This window comes from Micromonospora sp. NPDC007271 (assembly GCF_040634005.1).
Taxonomy (GTDB): domain Bacteria; phylum Actinomycetota; class Actinomycetes; order Mycobacteriales; family Micromonosporaceae; genus Micromonospora.
This window is the reverse complement of sequence record NZ_JBEYER010000131.1, coordinates 1-16239: the sequence shown is the minus strand read 5'-3', so window position 1 is coordinate 16239 and position 16239 is coordinate 1. Positions and strand designations below refer to the sequence as shown.

Below are 16239 nucleotides of genomic sequence, written 5' to 3'. Positions count from 1 at the left end.
GGGGTTCGCCGGAGCAGATCACGGATCCGGAGTACTCGACCACCGCGTTTCTGAACCCCGCCCGCCCCGCCCCCTCCCCGCCCTCGCCCGGCGATCTTGCAGTTTCGGTCCGCAACTTGAGGCAAATGTCCCCTATGTGGAGGCGGGAAGTGCAAGATCGCCGGGGCCGGGCCGGGCCGGGCCGGGGGCGGGCCGGGGCGGGGGCGGGCCGGGGCGGGGGCGGGCCGGGGCGGGGCCGGGGGCGGGGACGGGTGGGGTGGGGTGGGCGGGGTGGGGTGGTTAGGGCGGTCGTTGGGGGGTAGGCGGGAGGAATGACGCGATCACAGCCCCGCCGCGCCCGTGGCACGGTCGGCCACGCGTACAGCGCACTGAACCTGCGGCTCGCGCTCGCCCTCTTCGGGTTGGTCATCATGACGGTCTTCGCGGTGCTCGCCTTCGCGGCACACGTGGCCTGGCTGGGCGTGGTCTGCGCGATCCTCGCCGCCGTGGCCGTGGTCGACCTGATCATCATCCAGCGCCGCCGCGCCGCGCGCCGCCGGGAGGAGCCGGGCGTGCGGCACTCACTGTTCGAGTGACAGGAGTACGACATGCCGATCGCCACCACCAATCCCGCCACCGGACAGGTGCTCAAGACGTACGACCCGATGTCGGACGAGCAGGTCGACACCGCCATCGAGCGGGCCGACCTGGCCGTCCGGCAGTTGCACGGCACTTCCGTCGCTCAGCGCGGCCGGTGGCTCACCGCGGCGGCCGACCTGCTGGAGGCCGAGCAGGACGAGACGGCCCGGATGATGACCACCGAGATGGGCAAGACGTACGCGGCGGCCAGGGCCGAGGTGACCAAGTGCGCCACGGCCTGCCGCTTCTACGCCGCGAATGCCGAGCGGATGCTCGCCGACGAGCCGGCCGACGCCGGTGCCGTCAAGGCGAAGCGCGCCTTCGTCCGCTACCAGCCGATCGGGCCGGTACTCGCGGTGATGCCGTGGAACTTCCCGCTCTGGCAGGTCATGCGGTTCGCCGCGCCGGCCCTGATGGCCGGCAACACCGGCCTGCTCAAGCACGCCTCCAACGTGCCGCAGACCGCCCTCTACCTGGAGGAACTGTTCCGCCGGGCGGGCTTCCCCGAGGGCGCGTTCAGCACGCTGCTGGTCGGCTCGGACGCCGTCGACCGGATCCTCAGCGACCCGCGGGTCCGGGCGGCCACCCTCACCGGCAGCGAGCCCGCCGGCCGGTCGATCGCCCAGATCGCCGGCCGGGAGCTGAAGAAGACCGTGCTGGAGTTGGGCGGCAGCGACCCGTTCGTGGTGATGCCCTCGGCCGACCTGGACCGGGCCGCCGAGGTGGCCACCACCGCCCGCTGCCAGAACAACGGCCAGTCCTGCATCGCCGCCAAACGGTTCATCGTCCACACCGACGTCTTCGACGCGTTCGCCGAGAAGTTCGCCGCGCGGATGTCCGCGCTGAAGGTCGGCGACCCGATGGACGACGGCACCGATGTGGGGCCGCTGGCCACCGACCGGGGCCGCACGGAGGTGCACGCGCAGGTTCAGGACGCGGTGGACAACGGCGCCACCGTCCTCTGCGGCGGGGAACTACCGGCCGGCGACGGGTGGTACTACCCGCCGACCGTGGTCACCGATCTGCGGCCGGGGATGCGGATGTGGTCCGAGGAGGTCTTCGGCCCGGTCGCCGGCCTCTACCGGGCGTCGTCCTATGAGGAGGCGATCGAGATCGCCAACGGCACCAGCTTCGGCCTCGGCTCGAACGCCTGGACCACCGACCCGGCCGAGCAGGAGCGTTTCGCCACGGACCTGGACGCCGGCAGCGTCTTCATCAACGGCATGACCACCTCCTTCCCCGAACTGCCGTTCGGCGGGGTGAAGAACTCCGGCTACGGCCGCGAGCTGTCCGCCGTGGGCATGCGGGAGTTCTGCAACACCAAGACCGTCTGGGTCGGCGTGGGCGAGGCCGGCGCCGGCGCCGGGGCGCACGCCGAGTAGTCGAGATTGGCCGAACACCGCCGCGGGCAGGAAATGCCCCCATGGCGGTCGAGCCGGTCTGCTGGGACCTGGACACTGCGGAGCACTTCGACGCGGTCAGCGCCGCGGTGCCGAGGGAGACACCGCCCGCCGTCAGTCCACGCGGCGCTCCAGTACCTGTCCGGGCCACGGGTCGCGGCCGGGACGAGAGACGGTGAACGGGTCGGTGGCGGTGAAGCCGCAGCCCTCGTAGAAGCGGACCAGGGCCCGGTCGTCGCCGCCGTAGCAGTCCACCCGCAGCAGCCCCAGGCCCCGGTCCCGGGCCAGCTCCGCCGCGTACGCCAGCAGCCGCGCGCCGATCCCGTGGCCGGCGTGCGTCCGGTCGGTGACCAGCAGGTTGACGTACAGCTCCGGCTCGGTGGCCGGCGGCACGTAGTCGGTGGCCGCGCCCACCACCAGGGCGCCCGCGGCCGTGTCGCCGAGCATGGCCAGGTAGAGGCCGCCGCCGGTGGCCCACGCATCGGCCTGGGCGATCCGGCGCGGGTCGGCCGACGCGGGCTCGGTGCCCCACTGGCCGGTGCGGCCGCGCTCGGCGAGCCAGGCGGTGGCCACGTCGAGCAGCCGCAGCACGGTGGCGGCGTCGTCCGGGCCGCCGGGCCGGATGGTGAGGGTCTCCTGGTCGGTCATGCCGTCATGCTGCTACACGGCGGCAGCCGGGCGATCACCGGCCGCCGCCGGTCGGTCGGTGGCCGGGTTCGCCAGCGCCCACCGGGTCAGCACCGGGGCGGCCAGGCCGACGCCCGCGAAGAGCGCGCCGAGCGCCAGCCAGCCCGGCACCCCGCCGTCGAGCACCAGCAGGGTGAGCAGCGCCGGGCCGACCGCGCGGGCCAGCCCGGCGAGCAGCCCGTCCACGCCCTGGTAGGCGCCGATCGCGTCGGACGGGGCCAGGTCGTAGGCGAGACCCGCGGCGGCGGAGCCGTGCCACAGGTCGCCGAACGTGTAGACCACCGTGGCGACGAGCAGGAGCGCGACCGCCGGGGCCGTGGGCAGGCCGGCGGTGGCCGCGTAGATCGGCATCGCCGCCGCCAGCACCAGGCCGGCCCGCCGCAGCTTGCGGGCCGCGGGGGCGGCGGTGTCCGCGCCGCGGCTCAGCCGTACTGCGAGCAGCACGGTGAGCACCGTGTTGGCCAGCAGCACCGCCGACACCACCGGTGGTGGCGCACCCGCCCGGCGTACCGTCCACAGCGGCACCACGAGGGTGAGCACCGTCCAGTGCAGGGCGAGCACCGCCGACGCCCCGCTGACCGCGAAGAACCGACCGTCGCGCAGCGCCCGGCCCCGGCGCGGCCCGGCGGCCCCCGGGGTGCGGGGCACCGGTGGGTACGCCGGCAGTCGCAGCAGCAGCGCCGCCGACAGCAGATAGGTGGTCGCGTCGCCGGCCACCAGCAGTTGGTACGCCAGATGCGTGTCCGCCGCCAGCGCCGCTCCGGCCAGCGCCGTACCGACGGCGATGCCCAGGTTGGCCACCGCGCGCAGGGTGGCGAAGGCGTGCACCCGGCCCTGCGGACCGGCCACGGCGGCGACCAGTGCGGCGCGGACCGCCAGGTTGCCGGAGATGAGCAGCGCGTCGAGCAGCGCCACCGCGAGGAACACCGGGAACGAGTCGACCAGCAGGTACGCCGCCGCCACGACCGCCTGGCACACCTGCAGCATCGCGCGGAGCGTACGCGGGTCCCGCCGGTCGGCCAGCCCGCCGAGCGGCACGCTGGCGGTGAGCCCGACCAGGCCGGCCACGGTCAACCCGGCACCGACCGAGGCGGGGGAGAGCCCGACGTCGCGGGTCAGGTAGAGGGCGGCTCCGGCCTGCCAGAGCCCCAAGCCGACGGTGTTGGCCAGGGTCGCCACGGAGAGGGTGCGCAGCGGCCCCGGTGGCGGGATCGGCCGGACACTGCGCATCAGCGCCCGCCCGGCACGGCCGGGGTTCCGGACCCGCCGTTGGCGCTCATGCTGCCGACCCTAGGCAGGATCGGTCGGAGTCGGTGCGCCCGCGGGCCGCGACGCCGGTCACATCGGACGGCCCGCGCCGCCCGGGCTCACACCGCTGCCGCCCGCTCCCGCGGGTGCGGTACGCGGACCGACGCCATGCCCGCCGCCGTCGCGGCCTGGATGCCCAGGTCGGTGTCCTCGAAGACCAGGCAGTCCGCCGGGGGTACGCCGAGCCGGCGGGCGGCGAGCAGGAACGCCTCGGGATCGGGTTTGGGCCGGGTGTAGTCTCCGGCGCAGACCAGCGACTCGAACCGGTCGAGCAGACCCAGCGTGCCGAGCGAGGCGGTGACCGATTCCCGGGTGCTGCCGGAGACCACGGCGAACGGGATCCGCCCGTGGGCGTCCTCGATGTGCGCCAGCACCTCCGGCACGGCCGTCAACTCGGGCAGCGACCGCTGGTACAGCTCCTCCTGGCGCAGAGCGACCGTGTCGACCGGCATGGCCAACCCGTGCCGCTCGTTGAGCGTGGCGATGATGTCGGCGATCGGCCGGCCGCCCCAGGCGTAGAAGAGCTCCTCGGGGAACTCGCAGTCCCACTCGTCCAGCGCCGAACACCAGGCGGCGTAGTGCAGCGGCATCGAGTCGGCGATGGTGCCGTCGCAGTCGAACAGGTACGCGCGGAAGTTGCCGGCAGGCAGGGGCAGGCTCACCGGTGCAGGTTACGGCCTCGCCCGGAAATGCCGTGGCCGGGGCCGTGCCCGTTCTGGTTGGGTAGGGCGCCGTGGACAGCAGAATTGCCCGGGCCGACGAGTTGACCCAGCTGCAGCGGATCGAGGTGGCCTCCGGGGCGCCGTTCCGCGACATCGGCATGGTCGACGTCGCGGACATGCCGCCGCTGCCGTTGGACGTGCTGGCCGACCGTCAGCGGGCCGGGCGGGTGTGGGTGGCGGTGGACGCCGCAGATCAGCCCATCGGCTTCGCGGTGGTCGACCTGGTGGACGGCTGCGCGCACGTGCTGCAGCTGAGCGTGGACCCGGCGTACGCCCGGCGGGGGATCGGGCGGGGGCTGCTCGATCACGTGGCCGGGTGGGCCGCCGGGCGGGGGCTGCCGGCGTTGACGTTGACCACCTTCCGCAGCGTGCCGTGGAACGGGCCGTACTACGCGCGCTGCGGGTTCCGGGAGCTGACCGGCCCGGAGGTCACCCCGGGGCTGGCCGAGCTGCTGGCGGCCGAGGCGGCGCTGGGACTGGACCCGGCCGAGCGGATCGCCATGCGCCGGCCGGTCGGCTGACCGTCAGCGGTGGCCGGGGCGCGGCCCCCCGTACAGGTGCACCCGGTCGTCCCGGTCGAGGGCCCCGGGGCGAGCGAGAACAGCCGGGTGCCGGTCCGCCGGACGGGGAACGAGGCGTCGCTCGGCAGCCGGTCGACCACCGCCGTGCCGTCACGCCACCCACCCACAGCCCAGCCGCGCGGGCCGCCGCCGGGCCCTCCCGGAGCTGTTCCGCCGGCTGATACCCGGTGGCCTCGTCGAGCAGCACCTCGTGCACCGTGATGCCGTCGGTCGGCAGCGGCGGCAGCGCGTACCCCAGGGGGAGCCGGCCGCGGACGGTGGCCGCGGCGGCGTCGCGGCTGGTCCAGCGGACCCGAATCCGTTGGATCACGAGCCCGGTCACCGGTCCACCTCGCCGACCAGGCGTTCCGTGGCCAGGCAGGAGATCACGCAGCGTTCCTTGGCGTCGCTGGTGAGCCGGGCCGTCCAGTCGGTGAACCCGCCATCGCCCACCTCCAGCGTGCCGTCACGCAGGGTCAGGCGCACCGCGCCCCCGGCGTAGTAGCCGCGCCCGCGCTGCCGCTCCGGCTCGTCACGCAGCGGGACCGGGCCCTCGCGGAGCGCCGGATGGACGGTGTCGGCCAGCCGGTCGCGGAACACCGGGTCGTCGAAGACCGTCACGTGCAGTCGGGGACCGGCCGCGGGCGCCAGCTCCCCGAGCACCCGTGCCCAGAAGCTCAGGTGCCGGACGAGCAGCCGTGCCTCGGTCCGCCCCGACCCCGCGTCGCGGGCGCTGGAGACGAGCGTGAAGAGGCGGAAGTGCGCGGACGCGCCCGGTCCGAAGTCCTGCGCCCGGAGCACCCGGTGTACGGCGGCCAGGTGCACCTCGTCGCTGCTCCGCCGGCGTACGGCCGCCTCGACGGCCAGCGCGTTGGTCGGGTCGCTCAGCACCTCGGTGCCGCGTACGGTGCTGACGACGCGGTGCTGGCTGACCGGCGCGACGGCCGAGCAGGTGCCGAGCGGGACGACCGGGGACAGCTCCACACCCGTCACGTCGGCCGGCAGCAGCGCCCAGATCCGCGCCTCCACCTGGGACAGCACGCGGGGGTCGACGTCTGCCGGGCGCACGAAGCGATCCTCCCGCCACCGCCGCAGCACGCCCGGCGGGTGCACGACCGCCGCGCGGTCCCGCGCCACCGCCAGCAGCAGCGTACGCAGATCCGCCCCGGGCAGGCCGGCCAGCGCCGAGCGGGCTCCCGCCGGCAGCGACGCCCAGACCCGACGCTCCGCGCCGGACAGTCCACCCCGGTCCATGGTCGCCACCATCGCGTACGCGCCCCGTGCGCGCCACCGGGTTTCGTCGGGCGCTGGCGCGGATCGGCACGCGCTGTCGGCGGCCTGGCACCGGGTCGTACCGGCCTTGTGGGGTGGCGCGACGACGAATATCGTCGCGATGTATCGGCGTGATATATCGGGGTGGCACTCGCGGTCGCCCGGCTGACCCGGGAGGTGCGATGAGGTCGATCGACTACGACAAGGAGCAGTACCAGGACTACGCGCGTGGTCGCGCGCTCACCCAGCAGCAACTGCGGGTCTGGCTCAGCGCCTTTGCAGCGGTGCTGCCCGAGCGGCGCCCGCTGGTGGGGCTGGACGTCGGCTCCGGGACCGGCAGGTTCACCCCTGCGCTGGCAGACGCGTTCGGGCCGGTCACCGGTGTCGAGCCGGCGGTCCGCATGCGCGAGGTTGCGGAGACGCAGTCCCCGCATCCCGGCGTGCGGTATCTGGCAGGCGCCGCCGAGGACATGCCAGTGCCGTCCGGCAGCGCCGACTACGCTCTCCTGTTCCTGTCCTGGCACCACGTCAAGGACAAGCCCCGGGCAGCCCGGGAACTGGCCAGGGTGCTCCGGCCCGGCGGGCGGCTGCTACTGCGCGCGAATTTCAGCGACCACCATCCCCGGCCGTGGTGGCTGGAGCACTTCCCCCGCGGGTACGAGGTGGACGCCTCGCTGTTTCAGCCGCTGCACGAGGTCATCGCGATGTTCACGTCGGTCGGCTGGCGCGTTGCCAGCTTCGGCACGGTCACCGAGCCGTCCTCGGGCACCTACGGCGACATGCTCGAGCGGCTGCGCCTGCGCACCCTCTCGTTCTTCGGGCAGCTCGGTCCCGACGAACTGGAGGCCGGCTTCCGCCGACTGGAGCAGGCTGTTGCCGCGGACCCCGGCGCACCAGCGCCGGTGTTCGCTGAGCCGCTGCTCACGCTCGAACGGCTTTGAGGCGCGGATTGCCGTGGCCGCGGAACGGGTCCAGCGCGTGCTCCTGGCGGCCCGTTCCGTCGGCCGGCACCCGTCAGTGCGGCGAGTCGTCGGCCGGCACCCGTCAGTGCGCGCCGTCGAGGTTGAGCACGACCACCCCGGCGATCACCAGGCCGGCGCCCATCACCTTCGCGACGCTGAGCGGCTCGCCCAGGAAGGCCGCGCCGATCGCCATGATCGCGGCGGTGCCGAGCCCGGACCAGATCGCGTACGCGACGCCGACCGGGATCTCCTTGACGGCCAGGGCGAGCAGCCCGAACGACGACACGTACGCCACCGCCAGGCCGAGCGTCGGCCAGAGCCGGGTGAAACCGTCGGTCGCCTTGAGCAGGCTGGTGCCGATCACCTCCGCGGTGATCGCGCCCAGCAGGAAGAGGTACGCCATGCCGGAGAACGTACCGGCCCGGGTCAGCGGTGGCCGGGCTCCGCGAGGCCGCCGACGAACGCCTGCCAGGCGGCCGGGGTGAAGCGCAGCGTGCCACCGGTGCGGTCCTTCGAGTCACGGACCAGGACCACACCGGGGAGGTTGTCGGCGACCTCGACGCAGTTGCCGCCGTTGGAGCTGCTGCGGGTGCTGGTGCGCCACTGGGCGCCGGTCAGGTCAGCCATGGTCGCGCCTTCAGGAGTTGGATCGTCTGGTCGCGCGGCAGCGCGATCGACCTCAGAGTGTCCCAGACCTGCCACAGCGGGGCAACGTCCTTTGTCGTCCGCCCGGCGGCCTGGTCGTCCAGGTAGGCCACGTCGTCGCCGTCGTCGATGGTGGCGATGACGAACGGACCGGCTTGCCCGGGGTGGAAGCCGGCCCGCAGCGGCAGCACGTGCAGCAGCACGCGGGGCCGCTGCGCCATGGCGACCAGGTGGTCGAGCTGCGGCTGCATGATCTCGGGCTCACCCCGGCGCAGGGCGGCCTCGTCGATCACGAAGATGGCCAGCGGCGGCCGGGGCCGGTCGAAGACGGCCGCCTGGCGGGCGAGCCGGGCCGCCACGTAGCCCTCCACCTCGTCGTCGGCGAGGGGGCCGCTGCTCAGCACCGCGTGCGCGTACTCCTCGGTCTGGAGCAGGCCGGGCAGCACGGACGTCTCGAACGAGCGGAGCGCGCTGGCCTCCTGCTCCACCTCGGCCCACGGCCGGAACCAGGCCGGCTCGCGGCGGCGGACCACCTCCGGCCACAGCTCGCCGACCTCGCGGCCGAGCGCCTTGGACACCGCCGCCCGGTGCCGGGGGTGCGGCACCCGCCCCGGCGTCACCCACCGGGCGGCCGTCTTCGGGTCCACCCCGACCCGGTCGGCGAGGGACTCCGCCGTCTCGCCCGCCTCGGCCATGGCCACTCGCAGCGCGTCGTTCACACCGACCTCCACGTAGGACGTTCCAGACGTCCGCCGACCCTACCGCTACGCGGTGTGCTCGTCTCGCGACGCGCGGCAGGCTTCCGGTCAGCGGAACCGCCGCCGTGGCCCGAACCGTTGGCGGGACCGCGGGCCGCCCGGCCAACGGCGTCCGGGCGGCCCCTCCAACGACCACGAAGGAGGCTCACCCGTGCTGTTCCGGTCCCGGCGTCGTGACCCCGCCCCGCCCCCGCCCCGCGTCCCGCGCCCCCGCCAGTCCTGGGAGAACGTGCCCACGCAGGTCTTCCCCACCATGACCCCCGGCCGCGCCGGCAACCTGACCCCCGCCCAGCGGTGGCGGGCCGGCGGCTGGCACCCGGCGTGCCGGCCGACCAGCCGGGCCACGGTCGCGCGCGACAACGCGGCCATGCGGGGCGACGCCGGCCCTGCGGGCGGGACGGCGCGGTGAGCCGGCCGGGGCGACCGCACGTACCCATGCGCCCGCTGTGGCGGTGCCGGGCGTGCGGCGCGGACTGGCCGTGCCAACCGGCGCGGCTGGCGCTGCTGGTCGAGTACCGCGACGACCGGACCGCGCTCCTGGTCTACCTCGGCACCCTCATGCACGAGGCGGGGGACCAGCTAGCCCAGCTCAACGGCCACACCCGCCCGCCCGGCCTGAACGACCGCTTCCTCACCTGGGCCCGCGCCCGCGGCCAGGACCCTGACTGATCGAGCGGCAACGTCAGGGAAACTGCTGTGTCCGGGCCGACGGTGGCAGCAACTTCGGGGAAGTTGCTGCCACCAATGGGCGTCAGGAGAGGGTGCAGGCCACGCCGTTGAGGGTGATCAGGGTGGGGGTGGGGTTGGGCGAGCCGGCCGTCGAGCCGATCAGGCCGAAGGTGATCTCGGCTCCCAGGGCGATCCTGGCGTTCCACGACTCGTTCGTCGCGGTGACCGTGGCGCCGGACTGGCTGACCTTCGCCGACCAGTAGCCCTGCACCTGCTGGTCGCCGGTGAAGGCCCACCGCAGGCTCCAGCCGTCCACCGCCGACTTGCCGGTGTTACGGACGGTGACCTGGGTGTTGAAGCCGTCCGGCCAGCTGCCGTGGGTGGTGTACGTGACGGCACAGGTCGGGGCCGGCACCGCCGCCGCGTCCCGCTGGTCCGCGAGGAACGACGCCAGCCACGCCAGCGCCGAGTTCCAGTTGATCGCCACCTCGTTGGTCGAGTACGAGTTGATGTCGTCGACGTAGCAGAACATCGGCTGGCACCCGGCGAGCAGGTTGGCCGCGTACGGGTCCTGGAGGGCGGCGTTCGGGCCGCCGGCCAGGGAGCCGGCCGGCGGGTGCGGCAGGTTCGGGTCGAGCTGGTGGGCGAAGATCCGGCTGTGCTGGTTCTGCGCCGCGTGCTCGCCCCAGCCGGTCACGTACGAGATGTTCAGCGCGTTGCGGCCGAGCAGGTAGTCGGCGGTCTGCACCGCGCCGTCCCGGTACCGCGCGTCCCGGGTCAGGTCGAACGCGGTGGCGAGCACGACCGCGTTGTTGATGACGTTGCTGTTGCCGCCCCAGACGTACGCGCCCGCGTCGCCGGGCAGCGGCAGCCCGTACGCCTGCCCGTGCAGGGTGGCCAGGTAGCGGTCGGCGGCGGCGGTCACCGAGGCGCGGATCCGGGCCCGCTCGGCGGCCGGCAGTCCGTTCGGCACGGTGGCCAGGTCGAGCCGGCCCAGCGCGGCGACACTCTGCCAGCCGAACGCGCCTCCGGCGTCGAACACCTCGGCGGTGTGCAGCGGCGACGTGGTGAGATCGGTCAGGTACGCCGCCTCGCCGGTGGTCAGCCACAGCTCGACGGCCGCCCAGTAGAACTCGTCGGTGACGTTCGTGTCGTCGTACGCGCCGCCGCCGTTGCCGTCCGCTGCCGAGGCGTAGATCTTCGGGTGGGCCTTGGCCGCCGCGTACGCGGTCCGCGCGGCGGTGGCGCAGCGGGCCGCGAAGGCCGCGTCGTACGGCGCGAAGAGCCGGGCGCACTGGGCGGCGACGGCGGCCAGGTTGAGGGTCGCCGCGGTGGACGGCGGGTGCAGCTCGCGCGGCTGCGGGTCGCCCTGCGGGGCGAGCGGCAGGCCCGTCCAGTTCCGGTCGTGGATCTTGTGGTGGGCCATTCCGGCGAGCGGCTGGCCGGCGGGGACCTGCATCCGCAGCAGGAACTCCAGCTCCCAGCGGGCCTCGTCGAGGATGTCCGGGACCTGGTTGCCCCGCTCGGGCACGCGCAGCGTCGAGTCGCCGAGCGCCGCGCCGCCGCCGGCCGTCTCCGCGGTCTTGGTCCGCTCGAAGGCGTTCAGCAGCTGGTAGGTGGCGATGCCGCCGTTGACCACGTACTTGCCGTGGTCGCCGGCGTCGTACCAGCCGCCGCGCACGTCCAAGCGGTGGTCGCAGACGCCGGGCTGGCAGGGTACGTCGGTGTCGCCCTGGTTGGGTGCCACGCCGAGGTGCCCGGCCGGGCGGGCGTACTCGGCGCCGATCAGGTCGCCGTCGATCGGGATGCCGCTGCGCTGGGCGTAGAAGAACTGGAGGGCGTCGACGCGTAGCCGGTCGTAGAGGGTGCCGGAGATGTCGAACGGGTGGCTGGTCTCGCCGTCCACGACCAGCGTGTAGCCGATGCCCGGGGTGCGGAACGACGAGAAGTCCACGGTCTGCACGTGCTGCGCCGACGCCGGGTCGACCCCGCGTGGGGTGGTCCGGCCGCCGGCCACCACCGTGCCGGCCGCGGACTTCAGCTGCCAGGGCAGCGGGTCGGTGGCGTCGGTGACCAGGGTGGCGTGCTTCGGGCCGCCGGGCAGGTAGCCGACCTGGTTGACCCGTACCCGTGGCCCGGTGTCCGGCTCGTACGGCGGGGCCGCCTCGCCGCCGCGCAGCGAGACGTTGTCCAGGCAGAAGGTCTGCGCCTGCGGGCTGCCGCCGACCTGGAAGATGAGCTGGGCGGCGGGGTTGTCGGCCGGGGCGGTGAACGTCCTGGTGACGTGCTGCGGGGTGCCGGTCGCGGTGGCGTTGACGCTCGCGTACGTGGTGTAGGGCGCGCTGCCGAGTTGGAGCACCGCGGTGAGGGCCGCCCCCGGGTTGGCGGAGACGTCGAAGGACAACTCGTACTCGGCGCCGGCGATGAGTGGCACGGCGTCCTGGCCGATACCGGCGTCCCAGGGGTTCGCCAGGCCCCCCGGGACGGTGGTGCAGAGCCGGCCGTCGGTGACCCCGAGGTCGCCGGTGCCGTACGAGAACCAGGGTGAGGTGCCGGCGCTGAAGTCGCCGTTGCGGATCTGCTCGGGGGCGTCGGGGGGAACCGCGGCGTGGGCCGCGCCTGCGGTGGCGCCGGTGAGCACGAGGGTGGTGGCCGCGGCGAGCGCCGTCAGGCGACGTCGGGATGGGGTCACGGAGGGTCCTTCCGTGCGTCGGGGAGGGAGCGGTGGTGCTGGGAGCGCTCCCAATCCGACTGATGTTTCCAGTGCCCTCCCCCGATGTCAATCGATCCGAGGCGATGGGATCCCGGCGCGCCCGACAGTGAGATTCGCCGCGCCACGCGGCATCCTCCTGATCTCCTAGAGACAACTGCGCCCTCCGTTTGGCAGGCTGCCTCCCATGACCCTGAAGCTTCGTTCCGTGGGGGCGAGCGACCGTGGGCTGATCCGCAGCGGTAACCAGGACGCCCGGCACGCCGGGAACTGGCTGGTCGCCGTCGCGGACGGCATGGGCGGCATGGCCGCCGGTGACCTGGCCAGCCGGATCGCGATGGACGCGGTCGCCCCGCTGGACGTGGAGACCCCCGAGGACGCGTTGGTCGCCGCCCTGCAGGGCGGCATCGAGCTGGCCACCGCGCGGATCCGGCAGGCCGTCGCGGAGGACCCGGAACGCCAGGGCATGGGCACCACCCTGACCGCGCTGCTCTTCGCGCGCACCGGCAGTTGCCTGGCCCTGGCCCACGTCGGCGACTCCCGGGCGTACCTGTTCCGCGAGGGCGTGCTGAAGCAGGTCACCCGGGACGACACCTTCGTGCAGATGCTGGTCGACCAGGGCGTGATCACCGCCGAGCAGGCGAGCAGCCACCCGCGGCGGGCTGTGGTGACCCAGGCGTTGCAGGGCGACGAGGTCAGTCCGGCGTACGCGACGATGGTGCCGCGGGCCGGCGACCGCTGGCTGCTGTGCAGCGACGGCCTCTCCAACGTCGTCCGCGCGGACACCCTCGCCGAGGTGCTCGCCGGGTACGTCGACCGGGAGGCGTGCGCGGCGAAGCTGATCGACCTGGCGCTGCGGGCCGGCGGCCCGGACAACGTGACCGTGGTGATCGCCGACGTCGTCGACGAGTAGCCCGGGTCGGGGCCGGCGCGGCTGCCGCCGGTTCGGCGGGTCAGCGGCGGCGCGGCGTGGTGCGCCGGGTCGGCTCGGCGGTGGTCGGATCCTCCGGCCACGGGTGCCGTGGGTAGCGTCCGCGCAGCTCCGCCCGGACCTGCGGGTAGCCCACCCGCCAGAACGAGGCCAGGTCGGCGGTGACCGCCACCGGCCGGCCGGCGGGGGAGAGCAGGTGCAGCAGCACCGGCACCCGACCGTCGGCGATCCGCGGCGCGTCCCGCCAGCCGAAGGTCTCCTGCAGCTTCACCGCGAGCACCGGCGCGGCCGGGTCGGCGTAGTCCACCCGGATCCGGGAGCCGCTGGGCACGGCGAGCCGTTCCGGTGCCAGCTCGTCCAGCCGGGCCGCCTGCCGCCAGTCCAGCAGCCGGCGCAGCGCCGCCGCGACGTCGATCCGGCCCAGGTCGGCCCGGCGGCGGGCCCCGGCCAGCTCGGGGCCGAGCCAGCTGGGCGCGTCGGCGAGCAGCGCCGGGTCGGACACGTCTGGCCAGTCGTCGCCGAGCGCCTGCCGGCAGAAGGCCAGCCGCCGGCGTAGCGCCGCCGCCTCCGGTGTCCAGGTCAGCAGGCCCAGCCCGGCCTCGCGCAACCCGGTCAGCACCGCGTCGGCGACCAGCTCCGGCTCCGGTGCCGCGAGGGGCCGGTCGACCAGTTCGATCGCGCCGAGCCGGACCACCTCGCGGGCCACCACGTCCCCGCCGGACCAGCCGACCTCCCGGTCGGTCCGCAGCAGCGGCCCGCCGGCCTCCCGCGCGGTCGCCTCGGCCACCGGGGCGGCCAGCCGGACCCGGGCGGTCGGCGCGCCCGGGGACCGGTCGGCCACCGCGATCGCCAGCCACGTCGACCCGGCCAGCCCCGACCCGGCCGCCAGCTCCGCGGCGGTCCCGCCCGCCATCAGGTACGCCGACCCCCCACCGCCCCGCCGCACCCGCCCCAACCGCTCCGGATACGCCAACCCCACCACCACCCCCGCCACAAGGTCATCCGCCCCCCGCCCCGCCCCCCGCCCCGCCCCCCGCCGCCCCCCGCGATCTTGCACTTTGGGTCCGCGTGGTGCGGCTTTCGCCCCGTTTGCCGGGGCGCCAACTGCAAGATCGCGGGGAGGGGGCGCGGGGGTGGGGAGGGTCGCGCGGAGGCGGCGTACCTCGGCGCGCCAGCGGGTGGTGGCACCAGGGTCGGCGTGGCCGGTGCGGAGGTGGCGCCAGAGGGCGGTGAGGTCGTCGGCGGCGCCGGTGAGGGTCTCCTCGGCGAGCAGGGCCACCACCTCCGCGGCCCGGTCGGCGCCGACCCGCTCCGCCCCGTCCAGCAGCGCCCGGGCCAGCCGAGGATGCACCCCGACCGTCGCGATGGCCCGTCCCCGGGCGGTGATCCGGCCGTCCGCGTCCACCGCGCCGAGCGTGGTGAGGGTCTCCCGGGCGACGGTGAGGGCGGCCGGCGGCGGCGGGTCGGGCAGCGCCAGCCCGACCCCGTCCGGGTCGCCCCAGGCCGCCAGCTCCAGGGCGAAGCCGGTCAGGTCGGCGGTGGCGATCTCGGGCTCGGGCTGCGCGGCGAGGTGCCCGTGGGTGGCCTCCGACCAGCACCGGTAGACCACGCCGGGCGCCTCCCGCCCGGCCCGGCCGGCCCGCTGGGTGGCCGCCGCCCGGGACACCGGCACGGTCACCAGCGCCCCCAGCCCCCGGGCCAGGTCGGTGCGGGGCACCCGGCTCAACCCGGCGTCCACCACCACGCGTACCCCGGGCACGGTCAGGCTGCTCTCCGCGACGGCGGTGGCCAGCACGACCCGCCGCCGGTCGACGGTTCCGGGGTGCCGCCCCGCCTCCGGCATCTCGGCCGTTCCGGGGTGCCGCCCCGCCTCCGGCACCTCGGCCGTTCCGGGGCGCGGCGCCGCTTCCGATGCGCCGGGCCGGGAGGGTCGCGGTGCGTCGGCCTCGACCGATCGGAGCCGCAGCGCGGCGTCCTGCGTCGCGGCGGGCAGCCGACCGTGCAGCGGCAGGACCGTGACCGAGTCGGGCAGGTCGGCCAGGCGGGCGGCGACCGCCGAGATCTCGCCGGCCCCGGGCAGGAAGACCAGCACGTCCCCGGCCTGCTCGCGCAGCGCCCGGCGGACGGTGGCGGCCACGTGGTCCAGCAGCGCCGGCGCGACCCGGCCCCCGCCCGGCGTGGCGACCGGCCGGGGCGGCGGTGCCCAGATCCGGGTCACCGGGTGCAGGGCCGCCGCCGCCCGGACCACGGGCGCCGGCCGTTCGGTCCCGCCCAGCAGCGCGGCGAACCGGTCGGCCTGCGGGGTGGCGGACATCGCCAGCAGCCAGAGGTCGGGCCGGAGCGCGCTGCGGGCGTCCACGCTGAAGGCCAGGGCCAGGTCGGCGTCGAGCTGCCGCTCGTGGCATTCGTCGAGCAGCACCGCGTCGACCCCGGGCAGTTCCGGATCGTGTTGCAGCCGCCGCACCAGCAGGCCGGTGGTGACCACCTCGACGCGGGTGTCCGGCCCGACCCGGCGCTCGCCGCGGACGGCGTACCCGATCCGTCCGCCGACGCGCTCCCCGAGCAGGGCGGCCATCCGGTGTGCGGCGGCCCGGGCGGCCACCCGGCGGGGCTCGGCGACCACCACCCGGCCGGCGACCTCGTCGGCCACCGCGAGGGGGGCGAGGGTGGTCTTGCCGGTGCCGGGCGGCGCCACCAGGACCGCCGTGCCGGCCGTGTGCAGCACTTCGGCCAGCGCGGGCAGCACCGCCCGCACCGGCAGGTCGAACGACACCTCCGAAAGCACCGACCCACTGTAAGGAAGGGTCCCGTGACAACGCCTGCGGTAGGGGCGAGGACCCCTGCTGTCAGGTGCACATCGGCCGCGGCGGTGGCCGGGTCCGCCGACCCGGCCCAGCTGCTCGGCGGCCCGGTCCGGGACCGGATCCGGGTGTACGGCTGGGTTCCAGCCCTGGTTGGCCAGGCCGTGGCCGGTGGTGTCGACGTACTCGACGAAGC

General features: G+C 75.1%; 16 protein-coding genes. 7 read left to right on the top strand and 9 right to left on the bottom strand.

All coding sequences use genetic code 11. From position 1 onward, the window contains the following. The first annotated feature begins 311 nt into the window (after window positions 1–311). Both ABZ570_RS30775 and ABZ570_RS30770 read left to right on the top strand, forming a co-directional pair. Entirely contained in the window at window positions 312–575 is a 264-nt protein-coding gene (locus ABZ570_RS30775) for a DUF6343 family protein (RefSeq protein WP_358071150.1), read from the top strand. Between the two features lie 12 nt (window positions 576–587). Next, on the top strand, window positions 588–2000 hold the full coding sequence (locus ABZ570_RS30770) for an NADP-dependent succinic semialdehyde dehydrogenase (RefSeq protein WP_358071148.1): 1413 nt from the start codon (window positions 588–590) through the stop codon (window positions 1998–2000). A gap of 132 nt (window positions 2001–2132) precedes the next feature. On the opposite strand, the gene ABZ570_RS30765 is transcribed toward ABZ570_RS30770, so the two are convergent. The 3 genes from ABZ570_RS30765 to ABZ570_RS30755 form a co-directional block, all read right to left on the bottom strand. Beyond that, window positions 2133–2666, bottom strand: coding sequence for a GNAT family N-acetyltransferase (locus ABZ570_RS30765; RefSeq protein ID WP_358071146.1), 534 nt, complete (start codon window positions 2664–2666; stop codon window positions 2133–2135). Window positions 2667–2678: 12 nt separating this feature from the next. After that, window positions 2679–3935: an MFS transporter gene (locus ABZ570_RS30760; protein ID WP_358071144.1), complete on the bottom strand. Its 1257-nt coding sequence runs from the start codon at window positions 3933–3935 to the stop codon at window positions 2679–2681. 137 nt (window positions 3936–4072) lie between these two features. Beyond that, entirely contained in the window at window positions 4073–4675 is a 603-nt protein-coding gene (locus ABZ570_RS30755) for an HAD family phosphatase (RefSeq protein WP_358071142.1), read from the bottom strand. 71 nt (window positions 4676–4746) lie between these two features. Between ABZ570_RS30755 and ABZ570_RS30750 the strand changes: the two genes are divergently transcribed. Then, window positions 4747–5256 carry a GNAT family N-acetyltransferase gene (locus ABZ570_RS30750; RefSeq protein WP_358071140.1) on the top strand — a complete coding sequence of 170 codons (510 nt, stop codon included), beginning with the start codon at window positions 4747–4749 and terminating at the stop codon, window positions 5254–5256. A gap of 378 nt (window positions 5257–5634) precedes the next feature. Here ABZ570_RS30750 and ABZ570_RS30745 read toward each other — a convergent pair whose 3' ends face one another. Continuing rightward, on the bottom strand, window positions 5635–6549 hold the full coding sequence (locus ABZ570_RS30745) for a hypothetical protein (RefSeq protein ID WP_358071138.1): 915 nt from the start codon (window positions 6547–6549) through the stop codon (window positions 5635–5637). Between the two features lie 200 nt (window positions 6550–6749). Between ABZ570_RS30745 and ABZ570_RS30740 the strand changes: the two genes are divergently transcribed. Beyond that, entirely contained in the window at window positions 6750–7508 is a 759-nt protein-coding gene (locus ABZ570_RS30740) for a methyltransferase domain-containing protein (protein ID WP_358071136.1), read from the top strand. 103 nt (window positions 7509–7611) lie between these two features. Here ABZ570_RS30740 and ABZ570_RS30735 read toward each other — a convergent pair whose 3' ends face one another. The 3 genes from ABZ570_RS30735 to ABZ570_RS30725 are packed head-to-tail and all read right to left on the bottom strand — an operon-like array spanning window position 7612 to window position 8893. Further along, entirely contained in the window at window positions 7612–7932 is a 321-nt protein-coding gene (locus ABZ570_RS30735) for a multidrug efflux SMR transporter (RefSeq protein WP_089008468.1), read from the bottom strand. 23 nt (window positions 7933–7955) lie between these two features. Then, window positions 7956–8156, bottom strand: coding sequence for a DUF397 domain-containing protein (locus ABZ570_RS30730; RefSeq protein WP_358071134.1), 201 nt, complete (start codon window positions 8154–8156; stop codon window positions 7956–7958). Beyond that, window positions 8144–8893: a helix-turn-helix transcriptional regulator gene (locus tag ABZ570_RS30725; protein WP_358071132.1), complete on the bottom strand. Its 750-nt coding sequence runs from the start codon at window positions 8891–8893 to the stop codon at window positions 8144–8146. The genes ABZ570_RS30730 and ABZ570_RS30725 overlap by 13 nt, the downstream gene beginning before the upstream one ends. A gap of 190 nt (window positions 8894–9083) precedes the next feature. Between ABZ570_RS30725 and ABZ570_RS30720 the strand changes: the two genes are divergently transcribed. Together ABZ570_RS30720 and ABZ570_RS30715 are read left to right on the top strand one after the other, a co-directional pair. After that, the gene (locus ABZ570_RS30720) at window positions 9084–9341 is read left to right on the top strand and encodes a hypothetical protein (RefSeq protein ID WP_358071130.1); all 258 of its coding nucleotides are present in this window, start codon (window positions 9084–9086) and stop codon (window positions 9339–9341) included. Between the two features lie 26 nt (window positions 9342–9367). Continuing rightward, entirely contained in the window at window positions 9368–9601 is a 234-nt protein-coding gene (locus ABZ570_RS30715) for a flavin reductase (protein ID WP_358071128.1), read from the top strand. A gap of 82 nt (window positions 9602–9683) precedes the next feature. Here the strand turns inward: ABZ570_RS30715 and ABZ570_RS30710 are convergent, their stop codons facing one another. Beyond that, complete coding sequence (locus tag ABZ570_RS30710) at window positions 9684–12293, bottom strand: glycoside hydrolase family 9 protein (protein ID WP_358071126.1); 2610 nt, start codon at window positions 12291–12293, stop codon at window positions 9684–9686. 205 nt (window positions 12294–12498) lie between these two features. Here ABZ570_RS30710 and ABZ570_RS30705 point away from each other — a divergent pair, with 205 nt between their 5' ends. Continuing rightward, on the top strand, window positions 12499–13224 hold the full coding sequence (locus tag ABZ570_RS30705; RefSeq protein WP_358071124.1) for a protein phosphatase 2C domain-containing protein: 726 nt from the start codon (window positions 12499–12501) through the stop codon (window positions 13222–13224). Window positions 13225–13264: 40 nt separating this feature from the next. On the opposite strand, the gene ABZ570_RS30700 is transcribed toward ABZ570_RS30705, so the two are convergent. Further along, on the bottom strand, window positions 13265–16027 hold the full coding sequence (locus ABZ570_RS30700) for an ATP-dependent helicase C-terminal domain-containing protein (RefSeq protein ID WP_358071122.1): 2763 nt from the start codon (window positions 16025–16027) through the stop codon (window positions 13265–13267). Between the last annotated feature and the right edge of the window lie 212 nt (window positions 16028–16239).

What these genes read in the sequence shown, in the direction of transcription:
- ABZ570_RS30775 (WP_358071150.1), top strand. Translation starts at nt 312, where the DNA reads ATGACGCGATCACAGCCCCGCCGCGCCCGTGGCACGGTCGGCCACGCG.
- ABZ570_RS30770 (WP_358071148.1), top strand. Translation starts at nt 588, where the DNA reads ATGCCGATCGCCACCACCAATCCCGCCACCGGACAGGTGCTCAAGACG.
- ABZ570_RS30765 (WP_358071146.1), bottom strand. Translation starts at nt 2,666, where the DNA reads ATGACCGACCAGGAGACCCTCACCATCCGGCCCGGCGGCCCGGACGAC.
- ABZ570_RS30760 (WP_358071144.1), bottom strand. Translation starts at nt 3,935, where the DNA reads ATGCGCAGTGTCCGGCCGATCCCGCCACCGGGGCCGCTGCGCACCCTC.
- ABZ570_RS30745 (WP_358071138.1), bottom strand. Translation starts at nt 6,549, where the DNA reads ATGGACCGGGGTGGACTGTCCGGCGCGGAGCGTCGGGTCTGGGCGTCG.
- ABZ570_RS30740 (WP_358071136.1), top strand. Translation starts at nt 6,750, where the DNA reads ATGAGGTCGATCGACTACGACAAGGAGCAGTACCAGGACTACGCGCGT.
- ABZ570_RS30735 (WP_089008468.1), bottom strand. Translation starts at nt 7,932, where the DNA reads ATGGCGTACCTCTTCCTGCTGGGCGCGATCACCGCGGAGGTGATCGGC.
- ABZ570_RS30730 (WP_358071134.1), bottom strand. Translation starts at nt 8,156, where the DNA reads ATGGCTGACCTGACCGGCGCCCAGTGGCGCACCAGCACCCGCAGCAGC.
- ABZ570_RS30715 (WP_358071128.1), top strand. Translation starts at nt 9,368, where the DNA reads ATGCGCCCGCTGTGGCGGTGCCGGGCGTGCGGCGCGGACTGGCCGTGC.
- ABZ570_RS30705 (WP_358071124.1), top strand. Translation starts at nt 12,499, where the DNA reads ATGACCCTGAAGCTTCGTTCCGTGGGGGCGAGCGACCGTGGGCTGATC.